21 protein-coding genes are annotated in these 20,367 nt (G+C 65.2%); 11 read left to right on the forward strand and 10 right to left on the reverse strand.

From position 1 onward, the window contains the following. Window positions 1–16 precede the first annotated feature (16 nt). Together AC2D9V_RS17305 and AC2D9V_RS17310 are read right to left on the reverse strand one after the other, a co-directional pair. A complete protein-coding gene (locus tag AC2D9V_RS17305; protein WP_484715337.1) occupies window positions 17–571 on the reverse strand; it encodes a lipid-binding SYLF domain-containing protein in 555 nt (184 codons plus the stop codon). A 110-nt stretch (window positions 572–681) separates the two neighbouring features. Further along, window positions 682–1,272 (reverse strand): hypothetical protein, encoded by a 591-nt coding sequence (locus tag AC2D9V_RS17310; RefSeq protein ID WP_484715338.1) that lies wholly within the window; start codon window positions 1,270–1,272, stop codon window positions 682–684. Window positions 1,273–1,476: 204 nt separating this feature from the next. On the opposite strand from AC2D9V_RS17310, the gene recA reads away from it, so the two are divergent. From recA to AC2D9V_RS17340, 6 genes are all read left to right on the forward strand, one after another. Beyond that, on the forward strand, window positions 1,477–2,544 hold the full coding sequence (gene recA / locus AC2D9V_RS17315) for a recombinase RecA (RefSeq protein ID WP_484715339.1): 1,068 nt from the start codon (window positions 1,477–1,479) through the stop codon (window positions 2,542–2,544). Window positions 2,545–2,546: 2 nt separating this feature from the next. Next, complete coding sequence (locus AC2D9V_RS17320; RefSeq protein ID WP_484715385.1) at window positions 2,547–3,098, forward strand: MOSC domain-containing protein; 552 nt, start codon at window positions 2,547–2,549, stop codon at window positions 3,096–3,098. A 339-nt stretch (window positions 3,099–3,437) separates the two neighbouring features. After that, window positions 3,438–6,092, forward strand: coding sequence for an alanine--tRNA ligase (alaS, locus tag AC2D9V_RS17325; protein WP_484715340.1), 2,655 nt, complete (start codon window positions 3,438–3,440; stop codon window positions 6,090–6,092). A 1-nt stretch (window position 6,093) separates the two neighbouring features. Continuing rightward, window positions 6,094–6,384 (forward strand): DUF1330 domain-containing protein, encoded by a 291-nt coding sequence (locus AC2D9V_RS17330; protein WP_484715341.1) that lies wholly within the window; start codon window positions 6,094–6,096, stop codon window positions 6,382–6,384. Between the two features lie 110 nt (window positions 6,385–6,494). After that, window positions 6,495–7,289: a class II glutamine amidotransferase gene (locus AC2D9V_RS17335; RefSeq protein ID WP_484715342.1), complete on the forward strand. Its 795-nt coding sequence runs from the start codon at window positions 6,495–6,497 to the stop codon at window positions 7,287–7,289. A gap of 51 nt (window positions 7,290–7,340) precedes the next feature. Next, window positions 7,341–7,880, forward strand: coding sequence for a histidine phosphatase family protein (locus AC2D9V_RS17340; RefSeq protein WP_484715343.1), 540 nt, complete (start codon window positions 7,341–7,343; stop codon window positions 7,878–7,880). 9 nt (window positions 7,881–7,889) lie between these two features. On the opposite strand, the gene AC2D9V_RS17345 is transcribed toward AC2D9V_RS17340, so the two are convergent. The 4 genes from AC2D9V_RS17345 to AC2D9V_RS17360 form a co-directional block, all read right to left on the reverse strand. After that, window positions 7,890–8,366: a hypothetical protein gene (locus AC2D9V_RS17345; RefSeq protein WP_484715344.1), complete on the reverse strand. Its 477-nt coding sequence runs from the start codon at window positions 8,364–8,366 to the stop codon at window positions 7,890–7,892. A gap of 40 nt (window positions 8,367–8,406) precedes the next feature. Then, on the reverse strand, window positions 8,407–10,224 hold the full coding sequence (typA, locus tag AC2D9V_RS17350) for a translational GTPase TypA (RefSeq protein ID WP_484715345.1): 1,818 nt from the start codon (window positions 10,222–10,224) through the stop codon (window positions 8,407–8,409). A 149-nt stretch (window positions 10,225–10,373) separates the two neighbouring features. Beyond that, window positions 10,374–10,976, reverse strand: coding sequence for a YitT family protein (locus AC2D9V_RS17355; protein ID WP_484715346.1), 603 nt, complete (start codon window positions 10,974–10,976; stop codon window positions 10,374–10,376). Between the two features lie 82 nt (window positions 10,977–11,058). Further along, window positions 11,059–11,682, reverse strand: a complete 624-nt coding sequence (locus AC2D9V_RS17360; protein ID WP_484715347.1) for a YitT family protein — start codon at window positions 11,680–11,682, stop codon at window positions 11,059–11,061. A gap of 157 nt (window positions 11,683–11,839) precedes the next feature. Between AC2D9V_RS17360 and AC2D9V_RS17365 the strand changes: the two genes are divergently transcribed. Then, on the forward strand, window positions 11,840–12,385 hold the full coding sequence (locus AC2D9V_RS17365) for a dihydrofolate reductase family protein (protein ID WP_484715348.1): 546 nt from the start codon (window positions 11,840–11,842) through the stop codon (window positions 12,383–12,385). 79 nt (window positions 12,386–12,464) lie between these two features. On the opposite strand, the gene AC2D9V_RS17370 is transcribed toward AC2D9V_RS17365, so the two are convergent. The 4 genes from AC2D9V_RS17370 to AC2D9V_RS17385 all read right to left on the reverse strand — a co-directional run bounded on the left by AC2D9V_RS17370 (window position 12,465) and on the right by AC2D9V_RS17385 (window position 15,365). Then, window positions 12,465–13,679, reverse strand: coding sequence for an NADP-dependent isocitrate dehydrogenase (locus AC2D9V_RS17370; protein WP_484715349.1), 1,215 nt, complete (start codon window positions 13,677–13,679; stop codon window positions 12,465–12,467). 174 nt (window positions 13,680–13,853) lie between these two features. After that, window positions 13,854–14,438 carry an HD domain-containing protein gene (locus AC2D9V_RS17375; protein WP_484715350.1) on the reverse strand — a complete coding sequence of 195 codons (585 nt, stop codon included), beginning with the start codon at window positions 14,436–14,438 and terminating at the stop codon, window positions 13,854–13,856. Next, window positions 14,435–14,704 carry a hypothetical protein gene (locus tag AC2D9V_RS17380; protein ID WP_484715351.1) on the reverse strand — a complete coding sequence of 90 codons (270 nt, stop codon included), beginning with the start codon at window positions 14,702–14,704 and terminating at the stop codon, window positions 14,435–14,437. Before AC2D9V_RS17380 ends, AC2D9V_RS17375 begins: the two co-directional genes overlap by 4 nt. Window position 14,705: 1 nt before the next feature. Then, window positions 14,706–15,365 carry an alpha/beta hydrolase gene (locus AC2D9V_RS17385; protein WP_484715352.1) on the reverse strand — a complete coding sequence of 220 codons (660 nt, stop codon included), beginning with the start codon at window positions 15,363–15,365 and terminating at the stop codon, window positions 14,706–14,708. Window positions 15,366–15,534: 169 nt separating this feature from the next. Here AC2D9V_RS17385 and iscR point away from each other — a divergent pair, with 169 nt between their 5' ends. The 4 genes from iscR to AC2D9V_RS17405 all read left to right on the forward strand — a co-directional run bounded on the left by iscR (window position 15,535) and on the right by AC2D9V_RS17405 (window position 20,350). Continuing rightward, entirely contained in the window at window positions 15,535–15,996 is a 462-nt protein-coding gene (gene iscR / locus AC2D9V_RS17390) for a Fe-S cluster assembly transcriptional regulator IscR (RefSeq protein ID WP_484715353.1), read from the forward strand. Window positions 15,997–16,078: 82 nt separating this feature from the next. Next, window positions 16,079–17,125 (forward strand): cysteine desulfurase family protein, encoded by a 1,047-nt coding sequence (locus AC2D9V_RS17395; RefSeq protein WP_484715354.1) that lies wholly within the window; start codon window positions 16,079–16,081, stop codon window positions 17,123–17,125. 13 nt (window positions 17,126–17,138) lie between these two features. Further along, window positions 17,139–18,659 (forward strand): Fe-S cluster assembly protein SufB, encoded by a 1,521-nt coding sequence (gene sufB, locus AC2D9V_RS17400; RefSeq protein ID WP_484715355.1) that lies wholly within the window; start codon window positions 17,139–17,141, stop codon window positions 18,657–18,659. Further along, window positions 18,656–20,350, forward strand: a complete 1,695-nt coding sequence (locus AC2D9V_RS17405) for a glycosyltransferase family 2 protein (RefSeq protein WP_484715356.1) — start codon at window positions 18,656–18,658, stop codon at window positions 20,348–20,350. Before sufB ends, AC2D9V_RS17405 begins: the two co-directional genes overlap by 4 nt. Window positions 20,351–20,367: the final 17 nt, after the last annotated feature.

A 20,367-nucleotide genomic window follows, 5' to 3' on the forward strand; every position in this document is an offset into this window, starting at 1 on the left:
TGGTCAGCCGGACGTGTCAGGGGATGATCCGGGTGTATTTCACCCCGCCCAGCGTCGCCCCCGCGATCAGGCCCTGCTGGCCGAAGATGAGGGCTATGACCGGGTCAAGCTCGGTCGTCTCCTTGCCGATCGAGGCGCCCTGCTCCGGTGTCGCATAGCGGATGTCCGCCGTCGCCGCCCAACCGGGGGACCGGCGGAACTCTTCCAGCGCCGCGGGGGTCATGAAGAACAGGGCATGGGCATATTGCTGCGCCCCGATCTGGAAGCCGACGGTGGCCTTCGTGGCCGAGTAGTAGTCGACGGTCGCTCCCGCGATCCGCAGCGCCCCGCGCCCGTAGGCCCCGCCGAACCCGAAGCCCGCCTCGGTGACGAGCGGCATGTAAAGCACCCCCGCCGCCTGCTGGGCAAGGTCCGCCGTTCCGGGATACCGGCTGAACAGGAACTGCTGCGTCGCATCGACCCGCGCATCGATCTGCGCCGCCCCGTTCGACCCGACGCCGTTGGCACAGCCCGCCAACAGACCCGCACCCAGGCCGATCATGAGCCCGCGCCGCGTGAAACCCTCATCCATCATTGGTCCGCCCTTTTCTGCCTCATGGGGTCTCGTGGCCCCTTGTCTGGTTTTCTAGCGGTTTCCCGCCGACCTGTCATGCCTTTCCCGAAAGACAGGCAACCCGCCGCCTAGCCCTGCAGGGTCTCGTACATCGCATAATCATCCGCCGCCGCCTCCCTTAGAAGGGCCCGCGTCTCCGGTGTCAGTTCGGTCGCCCCGGCAGGCGAGACGTTGAGGCGCGGCAGGATGATCTCGCAGCCCAGCCGGTCTTCCAGGAAGGCGACGAAGGTCTCTATCTCCTCATACCGGAACAGCCGGTCCACCCCGACCCCCTGCCGCGGGCGCAGGAACCGCTCCTGGCTCCCGACATCGGCAAAATCGGGCCGCGGATCGCTGCACCAGGCGCGGACGAAGGCGTCGAAGGTCATGCCGCGCGTCGACTTCGCCGGATCGGTCCCCTCGCGCTGCCGGTAGCGATACCACGACCCCAGCCAGTCCGTCGGCTCGCGCATCAGGGCGACGACGGTGAAGGTGTCCTTCGACGCGGCTTCAAGATAGGGCCCGATGAAACGCCGGTAACGATGCACCGTCGTGTGCTTCAGAAGCGGCGGCCGCTGGATCGATACCGCCGCCAGCGATTCGAGAGCCGCCGCGATCGCAGTCGAGCCGGTCTTCGGCGTCGCCAGAAACGCGAGCCTTTCTTCCCAGAACACCAGCATTTCCGACCCCCGCGTCCCTGAATTCCTGCCTCCCCCCGTCTTCAGGCGGCGGCGTAAACTATCCCTTAACCAAACCCGGCAAAAGCTGCGAGTCGGAAGAATATGGTTGAAATGTTCTCTGTTTGATCCCATAGATGTGAGAACACTTGGGGAACATGGGCAAGGATTGCCGCCTGCGGGTGGCTATGAAATAAGGAGCGTGACATGGCGACGGCAAACCTTCTCGACCTCGGGAGCAAGCGGGAAATGGACAAGTCGAAGGCGCTGGAAAGCGCTCTCCAGCAGATCGAACGGCAGTTCGGCAAGGGTTCGATCATGCGGCTCGGGGCCGACAGCCCGGCGATGGAGATCGAGGCGACCTCCACCGGATCGCTTGGCCTCGACATCGCGCTGGGGATCGGCGGCCTGCCCAAGGGCCGGATCATCGAGATCTACGGGCCGGAATCCTCGGGCAAAACCACGCTGACCCTACATGCGGTGGCCGAGGAACAGAAGAAGGGGGGCGTCTGCGCCTTTGTCGACGCCGAACACGCGCTTGACCCGCAATACGCCAAGAAGCTGGGCGTGAACCTTGACGAGCTTCTGATCAGTCAGCCCGATACCGGCGAGCAGGCGCTGGAGATCGTCGATACGCTGGTCCGCTCGGGGGCCGTCAGCATGGTGGTCGTCGACTCGGTCGCCGCCCTTGTCCCCAAGGCCGAGATCGAGGGTGACATGGGCGACATGCAAATGGGCAGCCAGGCCCGACTGATGTCCCAGGCGATGCGCAAGCTGACCGCCTCGATCGGCCGGTCGAACTGCATGGTGATCTTCATCAACCAGATCCGTATGAAGATCGGCGTCATGTTCGGCAGCCCTGAGACGACCACCGGCGGCAACGCGCTCAAATTCTACGCATCCGTCCGCCTCGACATCCGCCGGATCGGCGCGATCAAGGACCGGGACGAGGTCGTGGGCAACACCACCCGCGTCAAGGTGGTGAAGAACAAGGTAGCCCCGCCCTTCAAGCAGGTGGAATTCGACATCATGTATGGCGAAGGCATCTCCAAGACGGGCGAGCTGGTGGATATCGGCGTCAAGGCCGGCGTGGTCGAGAAGTCGGGTGCCTGGTATTCCTACGGCGACGAACGGATCGGCCAGGGGCGCGAGAACGCAAAGCTCTTCCTCAAGCAGAACCCCTCGGTCGCCATGGCGATCGAGGACAAGATCCGCGCCGCCAACGGGCTGGACTTCACCATGGCCGGCGATGACGGGGACGTGCTGGACGAGTGAACCTGCACCCATCAGCCGATGAGCTTGCAGCCGCGCTGCCCGATGTGCTTAAGGCACCAAAGACGGGCAGCGCGGTTGAATTTCTGTGCCTGCGTCCCGGCTATGGCCAGCGCAACTTCGTCGACAGCATCACGGTCACCCGCGCCCACGGTATCCCCGGCGAACGCTGGGGCACGGCCCCGTGGCTGAAGCTGCCGGATGGGACTGGCCATCCCGGCATCCAGGTCTCTATCCTGCCGCGCCGCGTGCTGGACCTTGTCTGGCGTGACCGGGATGCGCAGCTGCATCCGGGCGATACCTTTGTCGCCGACCTTGACACCAGCGAGGCGAACCTGCCCGAGGGCCAGCTTCTGGCGGTGGGCACGGCGGTCCTGCGGGTGTCGGAGGTTTTCAACGACGGCTGCGCGAAATGGAAGGTCCGCTACGGCGAGGCCGCCTATGACTGGGTCCGCACCCCGGAACACCGCCACCTCCGCCTGCGCGGGGTCCTTTGCAGCGTCGAGACCGACGGCGAGATCCGGCTGGGCGACCGGATCAACGTCCTGCGCGGTTGATGAAGGCCGTCGCTCCAGCGTGTCGATTCGCACCTCTTGGTTAATCGGTCACTGCCTTCCCGTGCGTAGAGACGCAGGGAAGACGCAGGGAAGACGGAAAGAAGACAGTCCCGGCCGACGCCGCAGCAAGTCTTTATGAAGCGTTCTCAAGGAGTTGCTGACGGCCATGGAGTAGGGGTTCGGCAGTCAGGCCGCGCATCCACCCCGCGTTCCTCCGCCCCCATCGGATCACGCCGGACCCGGACCCCTTTCCCATGCCGCAACGCAGTGGACAGCCCCAGCCCATGCCGCTACACCCTTGGCCGAACCCGCGTTTCCGCCTGAAGGACAAGGCCCGACATGGCATCCCTGAACGACATCCGCTCCACCTACCTCGACTTCTTCCGCCGCAACGATCATCGGGTGGTCGAAAGCTCGCCCCTGGTGCCGCGGAATGACCCGACGCTGATGTTCACCAACTCGGGGATGGTGCAGTTCAAGAACCTTTTCACCGGGGTGGAACGGCGCGATTACGTCCGCGCCACCACCGCACAGAAATGCGTCCGTGCAGGCGGCAAGCACAACGACCTCGACAACGTCGGCTATACCGCCCGGCACCATACCTTCTTCGAAATGCTGGGGAATTTCAGCTTCGGCGACTATTTCAAGGACCAGGCCATCGCCTTCGCATGGGAGCTTCTGACCAAGGACTTTGGCCTGGCGAAGGACAAGCTTCTGGTCACCGTCTACCACACCGATGATGAGGCGGCGTCGATCTGGAAGAAGGTCTCGGGCCTGACGGACGACCGCATCATCCGCATCGCCAGTGACGACAACTTCTGGCGGATGGGTCCCACCGGCCCCTGCGGCCCCTGCACCGAGATCTTCTATGACCACGGGCCGCACATCTGGGGCGGCCCTCCGGGTTCCGCGGAAGAGGACGGGGACCGGTTCATCGAGATCTGGAACAACGTCTTCATGCAGAACGAACAGTTCGCTGATGGGCGGCTGGTTCCGCTGGAGATGCAGTCGATCGACACCGGCATGGGGCTGGAGCGGATCGGCGCGCTACTGCAGGGCAAGCACGACAACTACGACACCGACCTCATGCGCAGTCTCATTGAGGCCAGCGCGAACGTCACCTCCCAAGACCCTGACGGTCCTGGGAAAATCCATCACCGGGTTATCGCCGACCACCTGCGGTCGACCTCGTTCCTGATAGCCGACGGCGTCATGCCGTCGAATGAAGGCCGGGGCTATGTTCTCCGTCGGATCATGCGCCGTGCGATGCGGCACGCCCACATGCTGGGCGCACAGGACCCGGTGATGCACCGCCTGGTCCCGGCCCTCGTCCGCCAGATGGGCGGGGCCTATCCCGAGCTTTCCCGCGCCCAGGCGTTGATCGAAGAGACGCTGCGGACCGAAGAGACCAAGTTCAAGCAGACCCTCGACCGCGGCCTGCGCCTTCTGGATGACGAGCTCGCGGGCCTCGCCGAAGGTGCCGCGCTGCCGGGTTCTGCGGCCTTCAAGCTTTACGACACCTACGGTTTTCCGCTGGACCTGACGCAGGACGCGCTGCGCGAAAAGGGGCGTGAGGTCGATGTCCAGGGCTTCGACGCCGCTATGGCCGAGCAGAAGGCCAAGGCCCGCGCGGCCTGGGCCGGTACCGGGGCGGCGGGGGACGCGAAGATCTGGTTCGAGATCGCCGAAGAACAGGGCGTTAGCGAATTCTTGGGCTATGACACCGAAACTGCCGAGGGCGTGGTCACGGCACTTGTCCGCGACGGTGCGCTGGTCGGCCAAGCCGAAGCTGGCCAGACCGTGCAGATCGTGGTCAACCAAACCCCGTTCTACGCGGAAAGCGGCGGGCAGGTGGGCGATTCCGGCCTCATCCGCACCCAGACCGGCACGGCCGAAGTGACCGACGTGAAGAAGGCCGCCGGGGTCTTCATCCACATTGCAAAGGTCACGGAAGGCACTGTGATCAAAGGACAACCTGCGAAGCTGGAGGTTGCGCACGGCCGCCGCTCCGCGATCCGCGCGAACCACTCCGCGACGCACCTCCTGCACGAGGCACTGCGGCGCTGGCTTGGGGATCACGTCGCCCAGCGGGGTTCGTTGAACGCAGCAGACCGTCTCCGGTTCGACTTCAGCCACGGCGAAGCGATCGGGGTGCAGAAGCTGCAGGAGATCGAGTCCGAGGTGAATGCGTTCATTCGCCAGAACTCGCCCGTCGAGACCCGGATCATGACCCCCGACGACGCCCGCGCCATCGGCGCGCAGGCGCTGTTCGGCGAGAAGTATGGCGAAGAAGTCCGCGTCGTCTCGATGGGCCGATGGAAGAACTCTGGGAAGGGCACAGACGGGAACGTCTATTCGTTGGAGCTTTGCGGGGGCACACACGTTGAGCGAACCGGCGACATCGGCGCGATGGTGATCCTCTCGGAAAGCGCCTCCTCTGCCGGGGTCCGCCGGATCGAGGCGCTGACCGGTCAGGCTGCACTCGATCACCTCCGCCAGCAGGACGCGCGGCTGAACGACATCGCGGCGATCATCAAGGCCCCGCCGGCCGAGCTTGCCGACCGCATCCGCGCGCTTTTCGACGAACGGAAAGCGCTGGCGAACGAGGTCGCGCAACTGCGGCGTGAGGTGGCGATGGGTGGCAAGGCCGCCGGGCCGGAAGCCAAGGATATCAACGGGGTGAAGTTCGTTGCTCAGGTTCTTTCCGGCGTCTCGGGCAAGGACCTTCCGGCGCTGATCGACGAGATGAAGGCTCGCCTCGGTTCGGGCGCCGTCCTCCTGATCGCCGACACGGGCGCCAAGCCTGCGGTGGCCGCCGGCGTCACCGCAGACCTGACCGGGAAGCTTTCCGCCGTCACGCTCGTCAAGGCGGCGGCCGAGGCGCTTGGAGGCAAGGGTGGCGGTGGGCGGCCCGATATGGCGCAGGCTGGGGGCGCTGACATCGGCCAGGCCGATGCGGCGATCAAGGCGGCCGAAGCCGCGATCGGGGGCTGAGATGCCCACCGCGCTCTGGATCGCCCATGTCCACGTGACCGACACCGAGGCCTATGGTCGCTATGCCAAGGGCGCGACCGAGGCCATTGCGGCCCACGGTGGCGTCTTCCTCGCCCGCGGCGGGCGCTATGTGCAGCTGGAAGGCAACGACCGGCCGCGCAATGTGGTGGCGCGCTTTCCGAGCCTTGAGAAGGCGGTGGAGTGCTACAACTCGCCCGCCTATCAGGCCGCGCTTGCCCATGCAAAAGGCGCTTCGGTCCGCGATCTGATGGTTGTCGAGGAAATCGAGTAAGGATTTCCGCGATTTGACTGGACTATCTTTCCCGCAAGGGCCGATTCCTGCTATTGTAACGGGAATAAGAAAGCCGGGCAGATGACCGACACCACGAAAAGGGCAGGCTGATGTGCCGCTGGGCCGCCTACACCGGCGCGCCGATCTTCCTTGAGGAGATCGTGAGCCGCCCGGGTCACAGCCTGATCCATCAAAGCCACGGTGCAACGCAAAGCCATACGGCGATCAACGCCGACGGCTTCGGGATCGCTTGGTATGGCGCGAAGGCGGAACCGGGCCTCTTCCGCGACGTCCTGCCCGCCTGGTCCGACCCCAACCTGAAAAGCCTGACGGCCCAGGTCCAGTCGCACCTCTTCCTCGCGCATGTCCGCGCCAGTACCGGCACGGCAACCAGCCGCAACAACTGCCACCCCTTCACGCACGGGCGGTGGAGCTTCATGCACAACGGCCAGGTCGGCGGCTATGATGCCTTCCGCCGCGATGCCGACATGATGATCCCCGAACACCTCTACCCGCACCGCAAAGGTGCCACGGATAGCGAGGCGTTGTTCCTTGTGGCGCTGGCAGAAGGCCTTGATGACGACCCGCGCGGGGCGCTGGAACGGGCTGCGGCACGGTTCATCCGTCTTGCGAGGGCGAAGGGCGATGCCCCGCACCTGCGGATGACGGCGGCCCTCTCCGACGGCCAGCGCCTTTACGCCGTGCGCTACGCGACCGATGATGCCGCGCCATCGCTCTATCACCGCTGGTCGGACAGCAGACAGGGCAGGGCTGTCGTGTCCGAGCCGCTCGAGGCCGAGGAAGGCGGTTGGGAGGAAGTGCCCCCCTACAGCTTCTGCACCTTCGACGCCGAGACCGCGATGGTGGAGGATTTCCTGCCCTGCCGTCTTGCAGCAGCCGCCTGAACTTTTCGCGAGACTCTTGCCACGGTTCTGCCGCGCCACAGCTTTCGGCCCATGCGCGTCCTGACCCTTTGTCTTGCCCTCCTTGCGGCACCCCTGCAGGCCGACCCGATGACCGCCGCCGCAACGCCCGGCGCGGTGCTTCTGATGCGTCACGCCACGGCACCCGGGACCGGCGACCCGCCCGACATGCGCCTTGGTGACTGCGCGACACAGCGCAACCTGTCGGACGAGGGGCGCGCCGAGGCGCGGGCCATCGGCGACCGCTTCCGCGCGGCTGGGATCGCATTCGACCGGATCCTGAGCTCGGAGTGGTGCCGTACGACCGAGACGGCGGAACTGATGGACCTTGGCCCCGTCACGCCCTTCCCGGCGGCGAATTCCTTTTTCTCGGACCGCTCCACAGCCGACCGCCAGACAGCGGAGGTGCTTGCCTACCTCGCCGCGCTGCCCGGGGATGAGCGTGTCCTGATCGTGACCCATCAGGTCAACATCAGCACCCTGACCGGCATCACCCCGCGTTCGGGTGAGATCGTCATCACCCGGCGTTCGGGCGACGGGCTGGAGGTTCTGGATCGCCTGCCGCCTGACTGACGCCCGGGCTCAGGCAAAGGTCCGGCCAAGGGCCGCAGCGATCCGCCGGGCAAGGTCATCCGCCGCTGCGCGGGTGGCAATGCTTTCCGAGACCAGCGGCTTTCCCCCCTTGCGCTCCAGCCGGACGCGCCAGGTCGTCGGGCCGTCGGACCATTCCTGCGCCTCGACCGTCAGCGCGCCAAGGTCGGCTTTACTGACCGGTCCGACGCTGCGGCGGAAAAGGTTCGCCTCTTCCAGCACTGCGCCATCGCCGGCGATTGTCAGGACGGTGGACCGCCCGAACAATGATCCGCCGATCAGCAGAAGGCCAAGGGCTGCCGCCCCGAGGGCGATGATCCAGAAGATCGGGGAAACAAGGGTGAAGGACGCGATCCCGGGCCAGAGGTCCCAGATAGGCCAGACCAGCACAAACAGGCCTAACAGCGCCATGATCAGGCGTTTGGGCCGGGAGTGACGATCGGCGAGTTCTACGCGCGCATCGGACATCCGGGGCAGGATGCCCCGGGAATGTGACGAATTTCCGGCGTCACTCCTTGCGCGAGGCGCGCTTCCGTTCGTTCGGGTCCAGCTCGCGCTTCCGAAGGCGGATGATCTTCGGCGTGACCTCGACGAGTTCGTCGTCGTCGATATAGGCGATGGCCTCTTCCAGGCTCATCCTGATGTGCGGGGTCAGGCGGACCGCCTCATCCGACCCGGAGGCGCGGATGTTGGTCAGCTTCTTGCCCTTCAGCGGGTTCACCTCAAGGTCGTTGTCGCGGCTGTGCTCGCCGATGATCATGCCGACATAGACCTGTTCCTGCGGGCCAATGAACATCCGGCCACGCTCTTCCAGGTTCCAGAGGGCGTAGGCGACCGACACCCCGGCTTCGGTCGAGATCAGCACACCTTGCCGTCGGCCCTGGATCGGGCCCTTGTGCGGGGCGTGGCCATGGAAGATGCGGTTCAGAACGCCCGTGCCGCGGGTATCGGTCAGGAACTGGCCCTGGTAGCCGATGAGGCCACGCGAGGGAACATGGGCGATGATCCGGGTCTTGCCGACGCCGGCGGGCTTCATCTCGACAAGGTCGCCCTTGCGTTCGCCGGTCAGCTTGTCGATGACCGCGCCCGAGTATTCGTCGTCGACGTCGACGATGACCTCTTCGATCGGTTCATGCCGGACACCGTCGATGTCCTGCATGATGACACGGGGGCGCGAGATCGAAAGCTCGAAGCCTTCGCGGCGCATGTTTTCGATCAGGACGCCCATCTGGAGTTCGCCGCGGCCCGAGACTTCGAAAGCCTCGCCGCCGGGGGTGTCGGCGACCTTGATCGCGACGTTGACCTCGGCTTCCTTCATCAGGCGGTCACGGATGACGCGGGACTGGACCTTGTTGCCGTCGCGCCCGGCAAGGGGGCTGTCGTTGATGCCGAAGGTCACGGTGATCGTCGGCGGGTCGATGGGCTGCGAGGGGAGTGCCGTGTCCACCTCCAGCGCGCAGAGGGTGTCGGCCACGGTGGCCTTGGTCATGCCGGCCAGCGTGACGATGTCGCCGGCCACCGCCTCGTCGATCGGGGTCTGGGAGAGGCCGCGGAAGGCGAGGATTTTCGTCACGCGGAACTGTTCCAGCCGTTCGCCGGTGCGGGAGAGCGCCTTCAGGGTCGTCCCGGTGCTGATGCGGCCGGATTCGACGCGGCCCGTCAGGATGCGGCCGAGGTAGGGGTCGGCGGAGAGGGTGGTGGCGAGCATCGAGAAGGGCTCATCCACGCGGGCGAGGACCTTCGGGGCCGGCACGTGGCGGACGATCAGGTCGAAGAGGGCGGAGAGGTCCTTGCGCGGCCCGTCAAGCTCGGCATCCGCCCAGCCGGCGCGGCCGGAGGCGTAGACATGGGGGAAGTCGAGCTGGTCGTCGTCGGCGCCAAGGTTGGCGAAAAGGTCGAAGACCTCGTTCAGCGCGCGGTCGGGTTCGGCGTCGGGCTTGTCGACCTTGTTCAGGACGACGATCGGGCGGAGGCCGAGGGCGAGGGCCTTGGTCAGCACGAACTTCGTCTGCGGCATCGGGCCTTCGGCGGCGTCGACGAGGAGACAGACGCCGTCGACCATGCTCAGGATACGCTCCACCTCGCCGCCGAAATCGGCGTGGCCGGGGGTGTCGACGATGTTGATGCGCGTGCCGTTCCACTCCACGGAGGTGCACTTGGCCAGGATCGTGATGCCCCGCTCGCGTTCGATGTCATTCGAGTCCATCGCCCGTTCGGTGACGGCCTGGTTGTCACGGAAGGCGCCGGACTGCTTCAGAAGCTCGTCCACGAGGGTGGTCTTGCCGTGGTCGACGTGGGCGATGATCGCGATGTTGCGCAGTTCCATGTGGGTCCGGGTCCTGAAAGGGTTGGCGGGGGCCTTACAGGGTTTTCCTGCGGCTGGCCAGAGGGGCTGGGGTGACCACAGTGGTCAAAACTGAGTAATGTATTGGGATCAATGGCTTGGGCGTGGGCGTTTACGATTCTGAAAGGTTTTCAGGTGGCCACGTAGCGGTCGCGGCGGTGGTTGATCGCAATCACGAGGTTCACCACCAGCGCGCCCGCGAAGCTGATCAGGACCAGCCGTGGCTCGATCACGAGGAAGGCGGCGGCAAAGAGCACCGCGTCAAAGCCAAGCTGCACCCAGCCCGCGCGCCAGCCGAGGCGGTCCTGCAGCATCAGGGCGACGATCCCGATCCCGCCGAGGCTTGCCCCGTGGCGGAAGAGGGCGAGAAGGGCAGAGCCGGAGAGAAATCCGAAAAGCACGGCACCCACCAGAGGGTTGAGGGTGGCGAAGCTGACCTGCGTGGGCAGCCAGAGGCTGAGGACTGAAAGAAGGCCCACGGCAACGAAGGTCTTGAGGGTGAACTGCCAGCCCATCCTGAGATAGCCGAGCACATAGAAGGGCAGGTTGATCGCAAAGAACACCGGCCCGAAGGCCCAGCCGGTGGCGTAGGAGATGAGCACGGCCAGCCCCGCCGTCTGCCCGGTGACAAGGCCGAGATGGGTCAGGATCACGATGCCGAAGGCCGCCATGGTGGCGCCATAGGCGAGGCCCTGGGCGTCCTCGATCAGGCTGTGGCGGGCGGGGTCGGTCATGCCGCGCGGCATAGCCCGAGCGCGCGGCAGGGAAAAGGGGGCACGATTTTTCGGCGAAAAATCGGGGGCTTGGGGCAGCGTCTCAGGCAGCGACATAGCGGTCGCGGCGGTGGTTGACGGCGAGGAAGAGCGAAAAGATGGCGGCGCCCAGGAAGCTGTATCCAAGGGTGTCGAAGGGCATGATCAGGGCCGCGAGGCCGAAGATCACCGCGTCGGAGAGAAGCTGCGCGTGGCCGGCGGGAAAGCCGGTGCGGTCCTGAAGCTCGATCCAGAGGACGGAAAGCCCGCCGAAGCTGCCGCCGTGGCGGATGGCGGCCAGCGCCGCGATGCCGAAGAGAAGGCCGAAGAGGACGGCGGCGACGGCGGGCTCGATCCGCCCAAGCTCCACCCAGTTCGGCAGGATGGCCACAAGGGCCGAGAGGGCGGCGGTGGTCACAAGGGTCTTCAGCGCAAAGCGCGCGCCCATCCGTTTCCAGGCGAGGGCAAGGAAGGGCAGGGTGACCGCGAAATAGACCGCCGGGAACGGGAGGCCGGTGGCATGGGCGATCAGCACCGCAAGCCCGGTGGTCTGGCCGGTGACAAAGCCCATGTGGGTCAGGATATGCATCCCGAGAGCCGCCATCGTGACGCCGAAGGCGATGCCCTGCGCATCATCCAGCGCGGAGTGGCGGGGGCCTGCGGTGATCTGGTCGGGACGGTCGGGCATGGGAGACTCTGGGCTTGGCAGATGGGTCATATATGCTGACTTAAATAAAGTCAATAAGCATGACCTATGCACCGCGCTTGTTCCCGTTAGGTTCTTGACGCGCCCTGGTGCCGGGGATAGACAGCACGTCTTTCGCATCAGGCTTTCGGAGGACGACATGACCGGGCATTTGCCAGCGGCTGAGGTATTCATTGCCACCAGTCTTGACGGCTACATCGCGCGGCCCGACGGCGACATCGGCTGGCTGACGGGCCGCCCGGTGCCGGAAGGGGAGGATTTCGGCTATGCGGCGTTCCAGGACGGGATCGGCGCGATGGTGATGGGGCGGGAAAGCATTGAGAAGGTGCTGACCTTCCCGGACTGGCCCTACAAGGTGCCGGTCGTGGTCCTGAGCCGGACGCCGGAGCGGGTGACGGTGCCTTCGGCGCTGGCCGGGAAGGTCCGCGTCAGCGGCAAGGGACCGCGTGCGGTGCTTGAGGAGTTGGCCGCCGAGGGTGTCCTTCGGGTCTACATCGACGGCGGGCAGACCATCCGCAGCTTCCTGGCCGAAGGGCTGGTGCGGCGGGTGATCGTCACGCTGATCCCGGTCCTCCTCGGGCAGGGCCGTCCGCTTTGGGGGCATGGCGCGGGGGATCGGGACCTGACGCTGGTCAGCGCGCGGCACTGGGACAACGGGTTCGTGCAGGTAGAGTATCGGGGGTAAGGAAAAGGGCCGGAGGAGACCTCCGGCCCTTCGAGCAGGGAGGTGGGTTGGCACCCACCCTACGGTGTCAACACGCCGGTTACCCTTTCAGCGCCTTGTTCAGGTATTCGTCGACCTTTTCCAGGTAGCCGATGGTGGTGAGCCACTTCTGGTCCGGCCCGACGAGGAGGGCGAGGTCCTTGGTCATGTGGCCATCTTCGACGGTCTGGACGGTGACCTTCTCCAGCGTGGTGGCAAAGCGCATCAGCGCCTCGTTGTTGTCGAGCGTCGCGCGGTGCTTCAGGCCCCCGGTCCAGGCGTAGATCGAGGCGATGGAGTTCGTCGAGGTCGCCTTGCCCTTCTGGTGCTCGCGGTAGTGGCGGGTCACCGTGCCGTGGGCGGCCTCGGCCTCGACGATCTTGCCATCGGGGGTCATCAGGACCGAGGTCATGAGACCAAGCGAGCCGAAGCCCTGCGCCACGATGTCGGACTGGACGTCACCGTCATAGTTCTTGCAGGCCCAGACATAGCCGCCCGACCATTTCAGCGCCGAGGCCACCATGTCGTCGATCAGCCGGTGTTCGTAGGTAAGGCCGCGCTTCTTGAACTCGTCGGCGAATTCCTCGTCGTAGATCTTCTGGAAGATGTCCTTGAAGCGGCCGTCATAGGCCTTGAGGATGGTGTTCTTGGTGGAGAGATACACCGGGACGTTCCGCACGAGGCCGTAGTTCAGCGAGGCGCGGGCGAAGTCGGTGATCGAGTCATCGAGGTTGTACATGCCCATGTAGACGCCGGCCGAGGGGGCGGAGTAGACGTCCTTCTCGATCACCGTGCCGTCGTCGCCGACGAACTTCATGGTGAGCTTGCCCTTGCCCGGGAACTTGAAGTCGGTCGCGCGGTACTGGTCGCCAAAGGCGTGGCGGCCAACGACGATCGGTTTCGTCCAGTGCGGGACGAGGCGGGGGACGTTCCGGCAGATGATCGGCTCGCGGAAGATCACGCCGCCGAGGATGTTGCGGATCGTGCCGTTCGGCGACTTCCACATCTGCTTCAGGCCGAACTCCTCGACCCGTTGCTCGTCCGGGGTGATCGTCGCGCATTTGACGCCGACGCCATACTCCTTGATCGCGTTCGCCGCGTCTATGGTGATCTGGTCGTCGGTGCGGTCACGCTCTTCGATCCCGAGGTCGTAGTATTTCAGGTCGATGTCGAGGTAGGGCAGGATCAGTTTCTGCTTGATGAAGTCCCAGATGATCCGGGTCATCTCGTCGCCGTCGAGCTCGACGACGGGGTTGGCTACCTTGATCTTCGACATGGGCGACCTCCTGAGGGATTCGATTGGGCGCTGCATAGCGGAAAAGGGACGGCTTGGGAAGGGCGGTATGCGATTGTATACCGAAATATCGTGCGCCCTGAGTGCCCGCCCGTCCATGACTTCGTCACTTCTCGCTGGGGGGCGACGACGAGAAGCCAAAGGCGCAAGAGGAGGTCAGCCGAACCAGGGCCGGGCCTTTTCCCGCACCCAGTCCCACAACCCTGGCGCTCCCCTCGCGATCTTCGGGCCGACGCGGGCCTCAAGCTGGTCGTAGGTGACGTTGTAGGTCGTCCAGGTTCCACCGCCGGACATCAGGTTCGCCATCACCGGCTGCACCCGGTCGAGCGCCTTGGCGAAGCGGGCGTCGGGGGTTTCGGCGGCCTCGAACTCTTCCCAGAGTGAGCGGAGGTTGTCGCGCAGGTCGGTGGGGAGGAGGCCGAAGATGCGGTCGGCGGCCTTGGCTTCGGCGGCAAGGGTCGCTTCGCTGGCATGGGCCGCGCCGTTCTGCGAATGGATGGGCACGTCGCCCACGTCGATCTCCACGAGGTCGTGGATCAGGAGCATGCGGATCACCCGGTTGATGTCCACCCCCGGCCCGGCCTGGTCGGCCAGGACCAGCGCATAGAGGGCGAGGTGCCAGGAATGTTCGCCGGAGTTCTCGGGGCGCGAGCCGTCGACGAGGGTGGTCGCGCGTAGGACGGATTTCAGGCCGTCCGCCTCGTTCAGGAAGGCGAACTGCTGTTCCAGCCGTTCGGTCAATGCCCCATCCCGCCGAAATCTACCGGGGCGACGGGTTCTTCCTCGATCTCGCCACGCTTGGCGGCCAGCGCCTGTTCCAGGAACTCACGCCCCCTGCGTTCGGCCAGGCGGACGCGGATCGAGGTCATGAAGGCCTCCTGGAAGCTGGGTGAGGCGGCCATCAGCACCTTGGCGATCTTTTCGTAGAAGCGGTCGTCGCCAAGTTCGGTCTCGGCGGCGAGCACGTCTTCGGCAAGCTGGTCGGCAAGGTCCTGAAGCTTGGACATGTCAGCGCGTGACCTCGGTCATCCGCCGGCGCACATAGTCCGAGACCGTCTGGATCATCGGTCTCATATGCGCCTCTTCGTCCTTGAAGAAGTGATCGGCCCCTTCGATCTCGGCATGGGTGATGGTGATCCCCTTCTGCTCGTGCAGTTTCGACACCAGGGACTTTGTGTCCTTTGGCGGGGCGACCTTGTCGGCGGTGCCGTTGATGATGAGGCCGGAGGATGGGCAGGGGGCAAGGAAGGAGAAGTCGTAAAGGTTCGCGGGCGGGGCGACCGAGACGAAGCCGGTGATCTCGGGCCGGCGCATCAGAAGCTGCATCCCGATCCAGGCGCCGAACGAGAAACCGGCGACCCAGCAGTGCTTGGCGTTCTGGTTCATCGCCTGCAGGTAGTCGAGCGCGGAGGCCGCATCCGAAAGCTCGCCGATCCCTTGGTCATATTCGCCCTGGCTGCGCCCGACACCACGGAAGTTGAAGCGCAGGACGGTGAAGCCCAGGTTGTAGAAGGCGTAATGGAGGTTGTAGACCACCTTGTTGTTCATCGTCCCGCCATAGGCCGGGTGGGGATGCAGCACGATGGCGATCGGGGCGTCGCGGTCCTTCTGCGGATGATAGCGGCCTTCCAGGCGTCCGTCGGGACCGGCAAAGATAACCTCGGGCATCGGCCTCTTCTCATCAGGGGAGCGCGCGTTTTCTTGACGCTTTCGCTCGGACAAACTAGAACCGTTCTAAAGACACCGGGGCGGTCTTTACTGGGTCGGATTGAGGTAATGCTGCCGGCGCGCGGCGTCAATGCGCTTGCGCTGGCAGGACAGGCGGCGGGGGAACCGGATGAAGCTTTCGACGAAGGGCCGTTATGCGATGGTCGCCCTGGCCGACCTGGCGATGGCGGGCAGCGATGATCTTGTCTCGCTCGCGGCGATCTCGAAGCGGCAGGACATCAGCCTGCCCTATCTGGAGCAGCTTTTCGTGAAGCTGCGCCGGGCCGGGCTGGTCGAGGCGGTGCGCGGTCCCGGCGGGGGCTACAAGCTGGCGAAAAGCCCGGATCAGATCCGGATTTCGGAAGTGATGGAGGCGGTCGAGGAGACGGTCGACGCGATGCACACCGGCGCGGGGGCCAGTGGAGCTGTCTCGGGCAGCCGGGCGCAAAGCCTGACCAACCGGCTGTGGGAAAGTCTGTCGGCCAATGTCTATGTCTTCCTGCACCAGGTGCGGCTCAGCGACGTGGTGAAGAACGACCTGACCCCTTGTCCGGCGGTTCCGCACCTTTTCCGTGTGGTGGACGAGGAATGAGACCGCTCGGCCCCTTGGCCAGCCCCGGGGGTTAACACCCCCGGACCCCCGTGGGATTTTTTCGCAGAAAGGATGAAAGGCGTTGAAAGGCCGTATCTACCTTGACTGGAACGCGACCGCGCCCCTTCGCCCCGAGGCGAAGGCGGCGATGCTTGCGGCCATGGAGGTGGTGGGGAACCCCAGTTCCGTCCATGCCGAAGGGCGTGCGGCAAAGGCGGTGATGGAGCGGGCGCGGGGCCAGATCGCCGCGGCGCTGGGGGCCGAAGGGGCCGATATCGTCTTTACCAGCGGCGCAACCGAGGCGGCGGCGCTCGCTTGCGCGGGCAGGGGTCTGCTCTGTGCGGCGGTGGAGCATGACGCGGTCGCGGCCTGGTGCGATCCTTCGCTGCCGGTAGACCGGGAGGGCCGGGTGACGGTGGCTGACCCGGCGCGGTCGGCGCTGCAGCTGGCGAATTCGGAGACGGGCATCCTGCAGGACCTGCCCGCAGGCCTGGCCGTCAGCGACCTGACGCAAGGGTTCGGCAAAGTGCCCTTCGCCTTCAACTGGCTGGGCGTCGATATGGGGCTGATCTCGGCCCACAAGCTGGGCGGTCCCAAGGGCATCGGCGCGCTGGCCGTCCGGCAAGGCATCGAGGTCCCCGCGCAACTGAAGGGCGGCGGGCAGGAGATGGGACGCCGGGCCGGGACCGAGAATCTGATCGGCATCGCGGGTTTCGGCGCCGCTGCCGAAGCGGCTGCGCGCGATCTGGCCGACGGGCTCTGGGACGAGGTCGCCGAGATTAGAAATATTCTAGAATCGGAGTTGTCGGCCACGGCAATCGGGACTATTTCAGTCGGGAATGGCGTGCCCCGCCTGCCCAATACGCTTTGCCTGATCGCACCGGGCTGGAAAGGCGAGACGCAGGTGATGGCGATGGACCTTGCAGGCTTTGCCATTTCGGCGGGGTCGGCCTGTTCCAGCGGCAAGGTGCGCGCCAGCCGAGTGCTGACCGCGATGGGCCATGATCCCGCGCTGGCGGGGCAGGCGATCCGGGTCTCGATCGGCCCGGGAGTGACGAAGGATGACGTGGGGCGGTTCGCGAAAGCCTGGACCGCCGCCTATGCCAAGGCCCGCACGCGGGCCGCTTGAAGGAGACGGGACGATGAACGCCATGCTGGATACCCAAGCGCCCGATGTTCGCGACGGCGTGGACCGCGAGACGATCGAAACCGTCCAGGCGATGGCTGGCAAGTACAAGCACGGCTGGGAAACCGAGATCGAGACGGAATATGCCCCGAAAGGTCTGAACGAGGATATCGTCCGCCTGATCAGCCAGAAGAACGGTGAGCCGGAATGGATGCTTGACTGGCGTCTGGCGGCCTACCGGCGCTGGGTCCAGATGGAAGAGCCGCGCTGGGCGATGGTGAGCTACCCCGACATCGACTACCAGGACCAGTACTACTACGCCAAGCCGAAGAGCATGGCGGCCAAGCCGAAGTCGCTGGACGAGGTCGACCCGAAGCTGCTGGCGACCTATGCCAAACTTGGGATTCCCCTGAAGGAACAGATGCTTCTGGCCGGTGTTGAAGGTGAATCGGAACCCCGCAAGGTGGCCGTGGATGCGGTCTTTGACTCGGTCTCGGTCGGGACCACCTTCAAGGCGGAGCTGGCGAAGGCGGGGGTCATCTTCTGCTCGATCTCCGAGGCCGTGCGCGAGCATCCGGAGCTCGTGCAGAAATACCTTGGCAGCGTGGTCCCGCAGTCGGACAACTTCTTTGCCACGCTGAACTCGGCCGTCTTCTCGGATGGGTCCTTTGTCTACATCCCCAAGGGCACGCGCTGCCCGATGGAGCTGTCGACCTATTTCCGGATCAATGCAGAGAATACCGGCCAGTTCGAACGCACGCTGATCATCGCCGACGAAGGCTCCTACGTCAGCTACCTGGAAGGCTGCACCGCGCCCAAGCGCGACACGCACCAGCTGCACGCGGCGGTGGTCGAGATCGTGATCCTGAAGGACGCCGAGGTGAAATATTCCACGGTGCAGAACTGGTATCCGGGCGACGAGGAAGGCCGGGGCGGCATCTACAACTTCGTCACGAAGCGCGCCGATTGCCGGGGCGACCGGGCCAAGGTGATGTGGACGCAAGTCGAGACCGGGTCGGCGATCACCTGGAAGTATCCGTCCTGCATCCTGCGCGGCGATGACTCACAGGGTGAGTTCTACTCCATCGCCATCGCCAACAACGCCCAGCAGGCCGATACCGGCACGAAGATGATCCACCTGGGCAAGCGCACGAAGAGCCGGATCGTGTCGAAGGGCATTTCGGCGGGCCGGGCGCAGAACACCTATCGGGGGCTTGTCAGCATGCACCCGAAGGCAAAGGACAGCCGCAACTATACCCAGTGCGACAGTCTTCTGATCGGTGACAAGTGCGGGGCACATACCGTGCCATACATCGAGGTCCGCAACAACTCTTCCCGCGTGGAGCATGAGGCGACGACCTCGAAGGTCGACGATGACCAGCTCTTCTACTGCCGCAGCCGCGGCATGGACGAGGAAGAGGCGGTTGCCCTGGTGGTGAACGGCTTCTGCAAGGAGGTCCTCCAGGCCCTGCCGATGGAGTTCGCGATGGAAGCGCAAAGCCTGGTCGCGATCAGCCTGGAGGGATCGGTGGGGTGACGTCCGCGCTGTCCCTGGCTCTGCCGGAGGTTCGGCCGGTGGCGGCTTCGCATCAATCGACCGGCGCTAAGCGCAAGGTGCTGTTCTCGGCGATGAAGAACGAGGCACCCTTCGTGCTGGAGTGGATCGCCTATCACAAGGTGATCGGCTTCGATGAGATCGTGATCTGCTCGAACCCGTCCAACGACGGGATGGAAGAGATCCTGTCGGCCTTGGGCGATGCGGGCGAGATCCGGCACCTGCGCGCCGAGGTTCCACCCGGCGAGCGGCCGCAGAGCGTTGCATCCGACGTCTTTGCCGCCGAGGTCGGCTATTGTGAGGGTGACTGGTATCTCTGGCTGGATGCGGACGAGTTCCTGAACGTCCATGTCGGTGACCGGACCGTCCATGCCCTGACCGATGCGCTGCAGGACCGGCAGTTCGCGTTGATCAACTGGCGGATCTTCGGGGCTGCCGGTCATGACAGGTTCCCGGGCCGCTTCATCGATGAGGGCTTTGTCCGGGCGGCCGAGGCAGATTTTGCTGCCAACCTGCAGCAAAAGACGCTCTTCCGCTTTGACGAGGCGGTGGTCGGCTTTGGCCGGGTCGGCATCCACCGTCCGCTGCTTAAGTCCGGCTCCGGCCTCACGGCGGCAGCGGTTCTGACCGGATCAGGCCATGCAGCAAACGCTGTTGGCCGGACCAACCGGAACTGGCTGAGCGGTTCGGACTTCCCGACCAACGCTTTCGTGTCGAAGGCAGAGGCCGGCTGGAGCCTGGCCCAGATCAACCACTATTGCGTCCGGACGCCCGAGTTCTTTGTCCTGAAGCGGCTGCGTGGCCGGGGGTTCGAGGCGAACGAGGTGGGGCGGACCAACACACGGCACGTCAACGCGTTCTTCGCCGCCCATGACCGGAACGAGGCGGAAGACCGGTCTATCCTGCACTGGCAGGCGCAGGTCACGCAAGAGATTGCCCGCCTCATGGGTATTCCCGCAGTGGCTGCGGCCAGTCGCCGGTCGGACAGCCTGCTCATGGGCCTGCTTGCAAGGATCGGTGCGACCGGAGCGCCGCCGCGGCAATGGTGGCTGAAACTCCCGGCGCCATCCCCGAAGGTGCCACAGCCCAAGGTCACCGGGGAACTGCCCGCATTTCCGCTCGATATGCGCCCAAGGGAGGCAGACCTTCTGCGCCGGTGCCTCAGCTCTTCCTCGGTGGTGCTTGTTTACGGCAATGGCGGCCTGGGCCTTCTTGCAGCCGAACTGGGCCGCAAGGTCACTTGCGTCGAAAGTGACCGGGAGCGGGCGGGACAGCTGACGGCCTGCCTGAAACCGTTCCCGGATGCACGGGTGGTGCATGTGAACATCGGCCCGACCGCGGCGGAAGGGATGCCGTCGCGCCCGCGCTTTCATGGCCGGTTCCATCTTTATCCCCTGTCGGTCTGGGATACGCCCGACCTCGGCGATCCGGATCTGGTGCTGATCGACGGACGGTTCCGCGTAGCCTGCCTGGTGGCGGTCATGCTGCGCGCGCGGCGCCCGACGACCGTCCTGTTCCACGATTACGCTGATCGGCCTGACTATCACCGGGTAGAGCAACTTGCCCGGAAGGAAGAGACGGTCGCCCGCCTTGCCCGCTTTACCGTGACACCCGCCGCGATCCCGCCCGAGATGCTGACCGAAGTGATCGGCTGGTTCTCGGACGCGCGCTGATCTGAATTTGGATGGAT

Source organism: Tabrizicola sp. T46 (genome assembly GCF_057219895.1).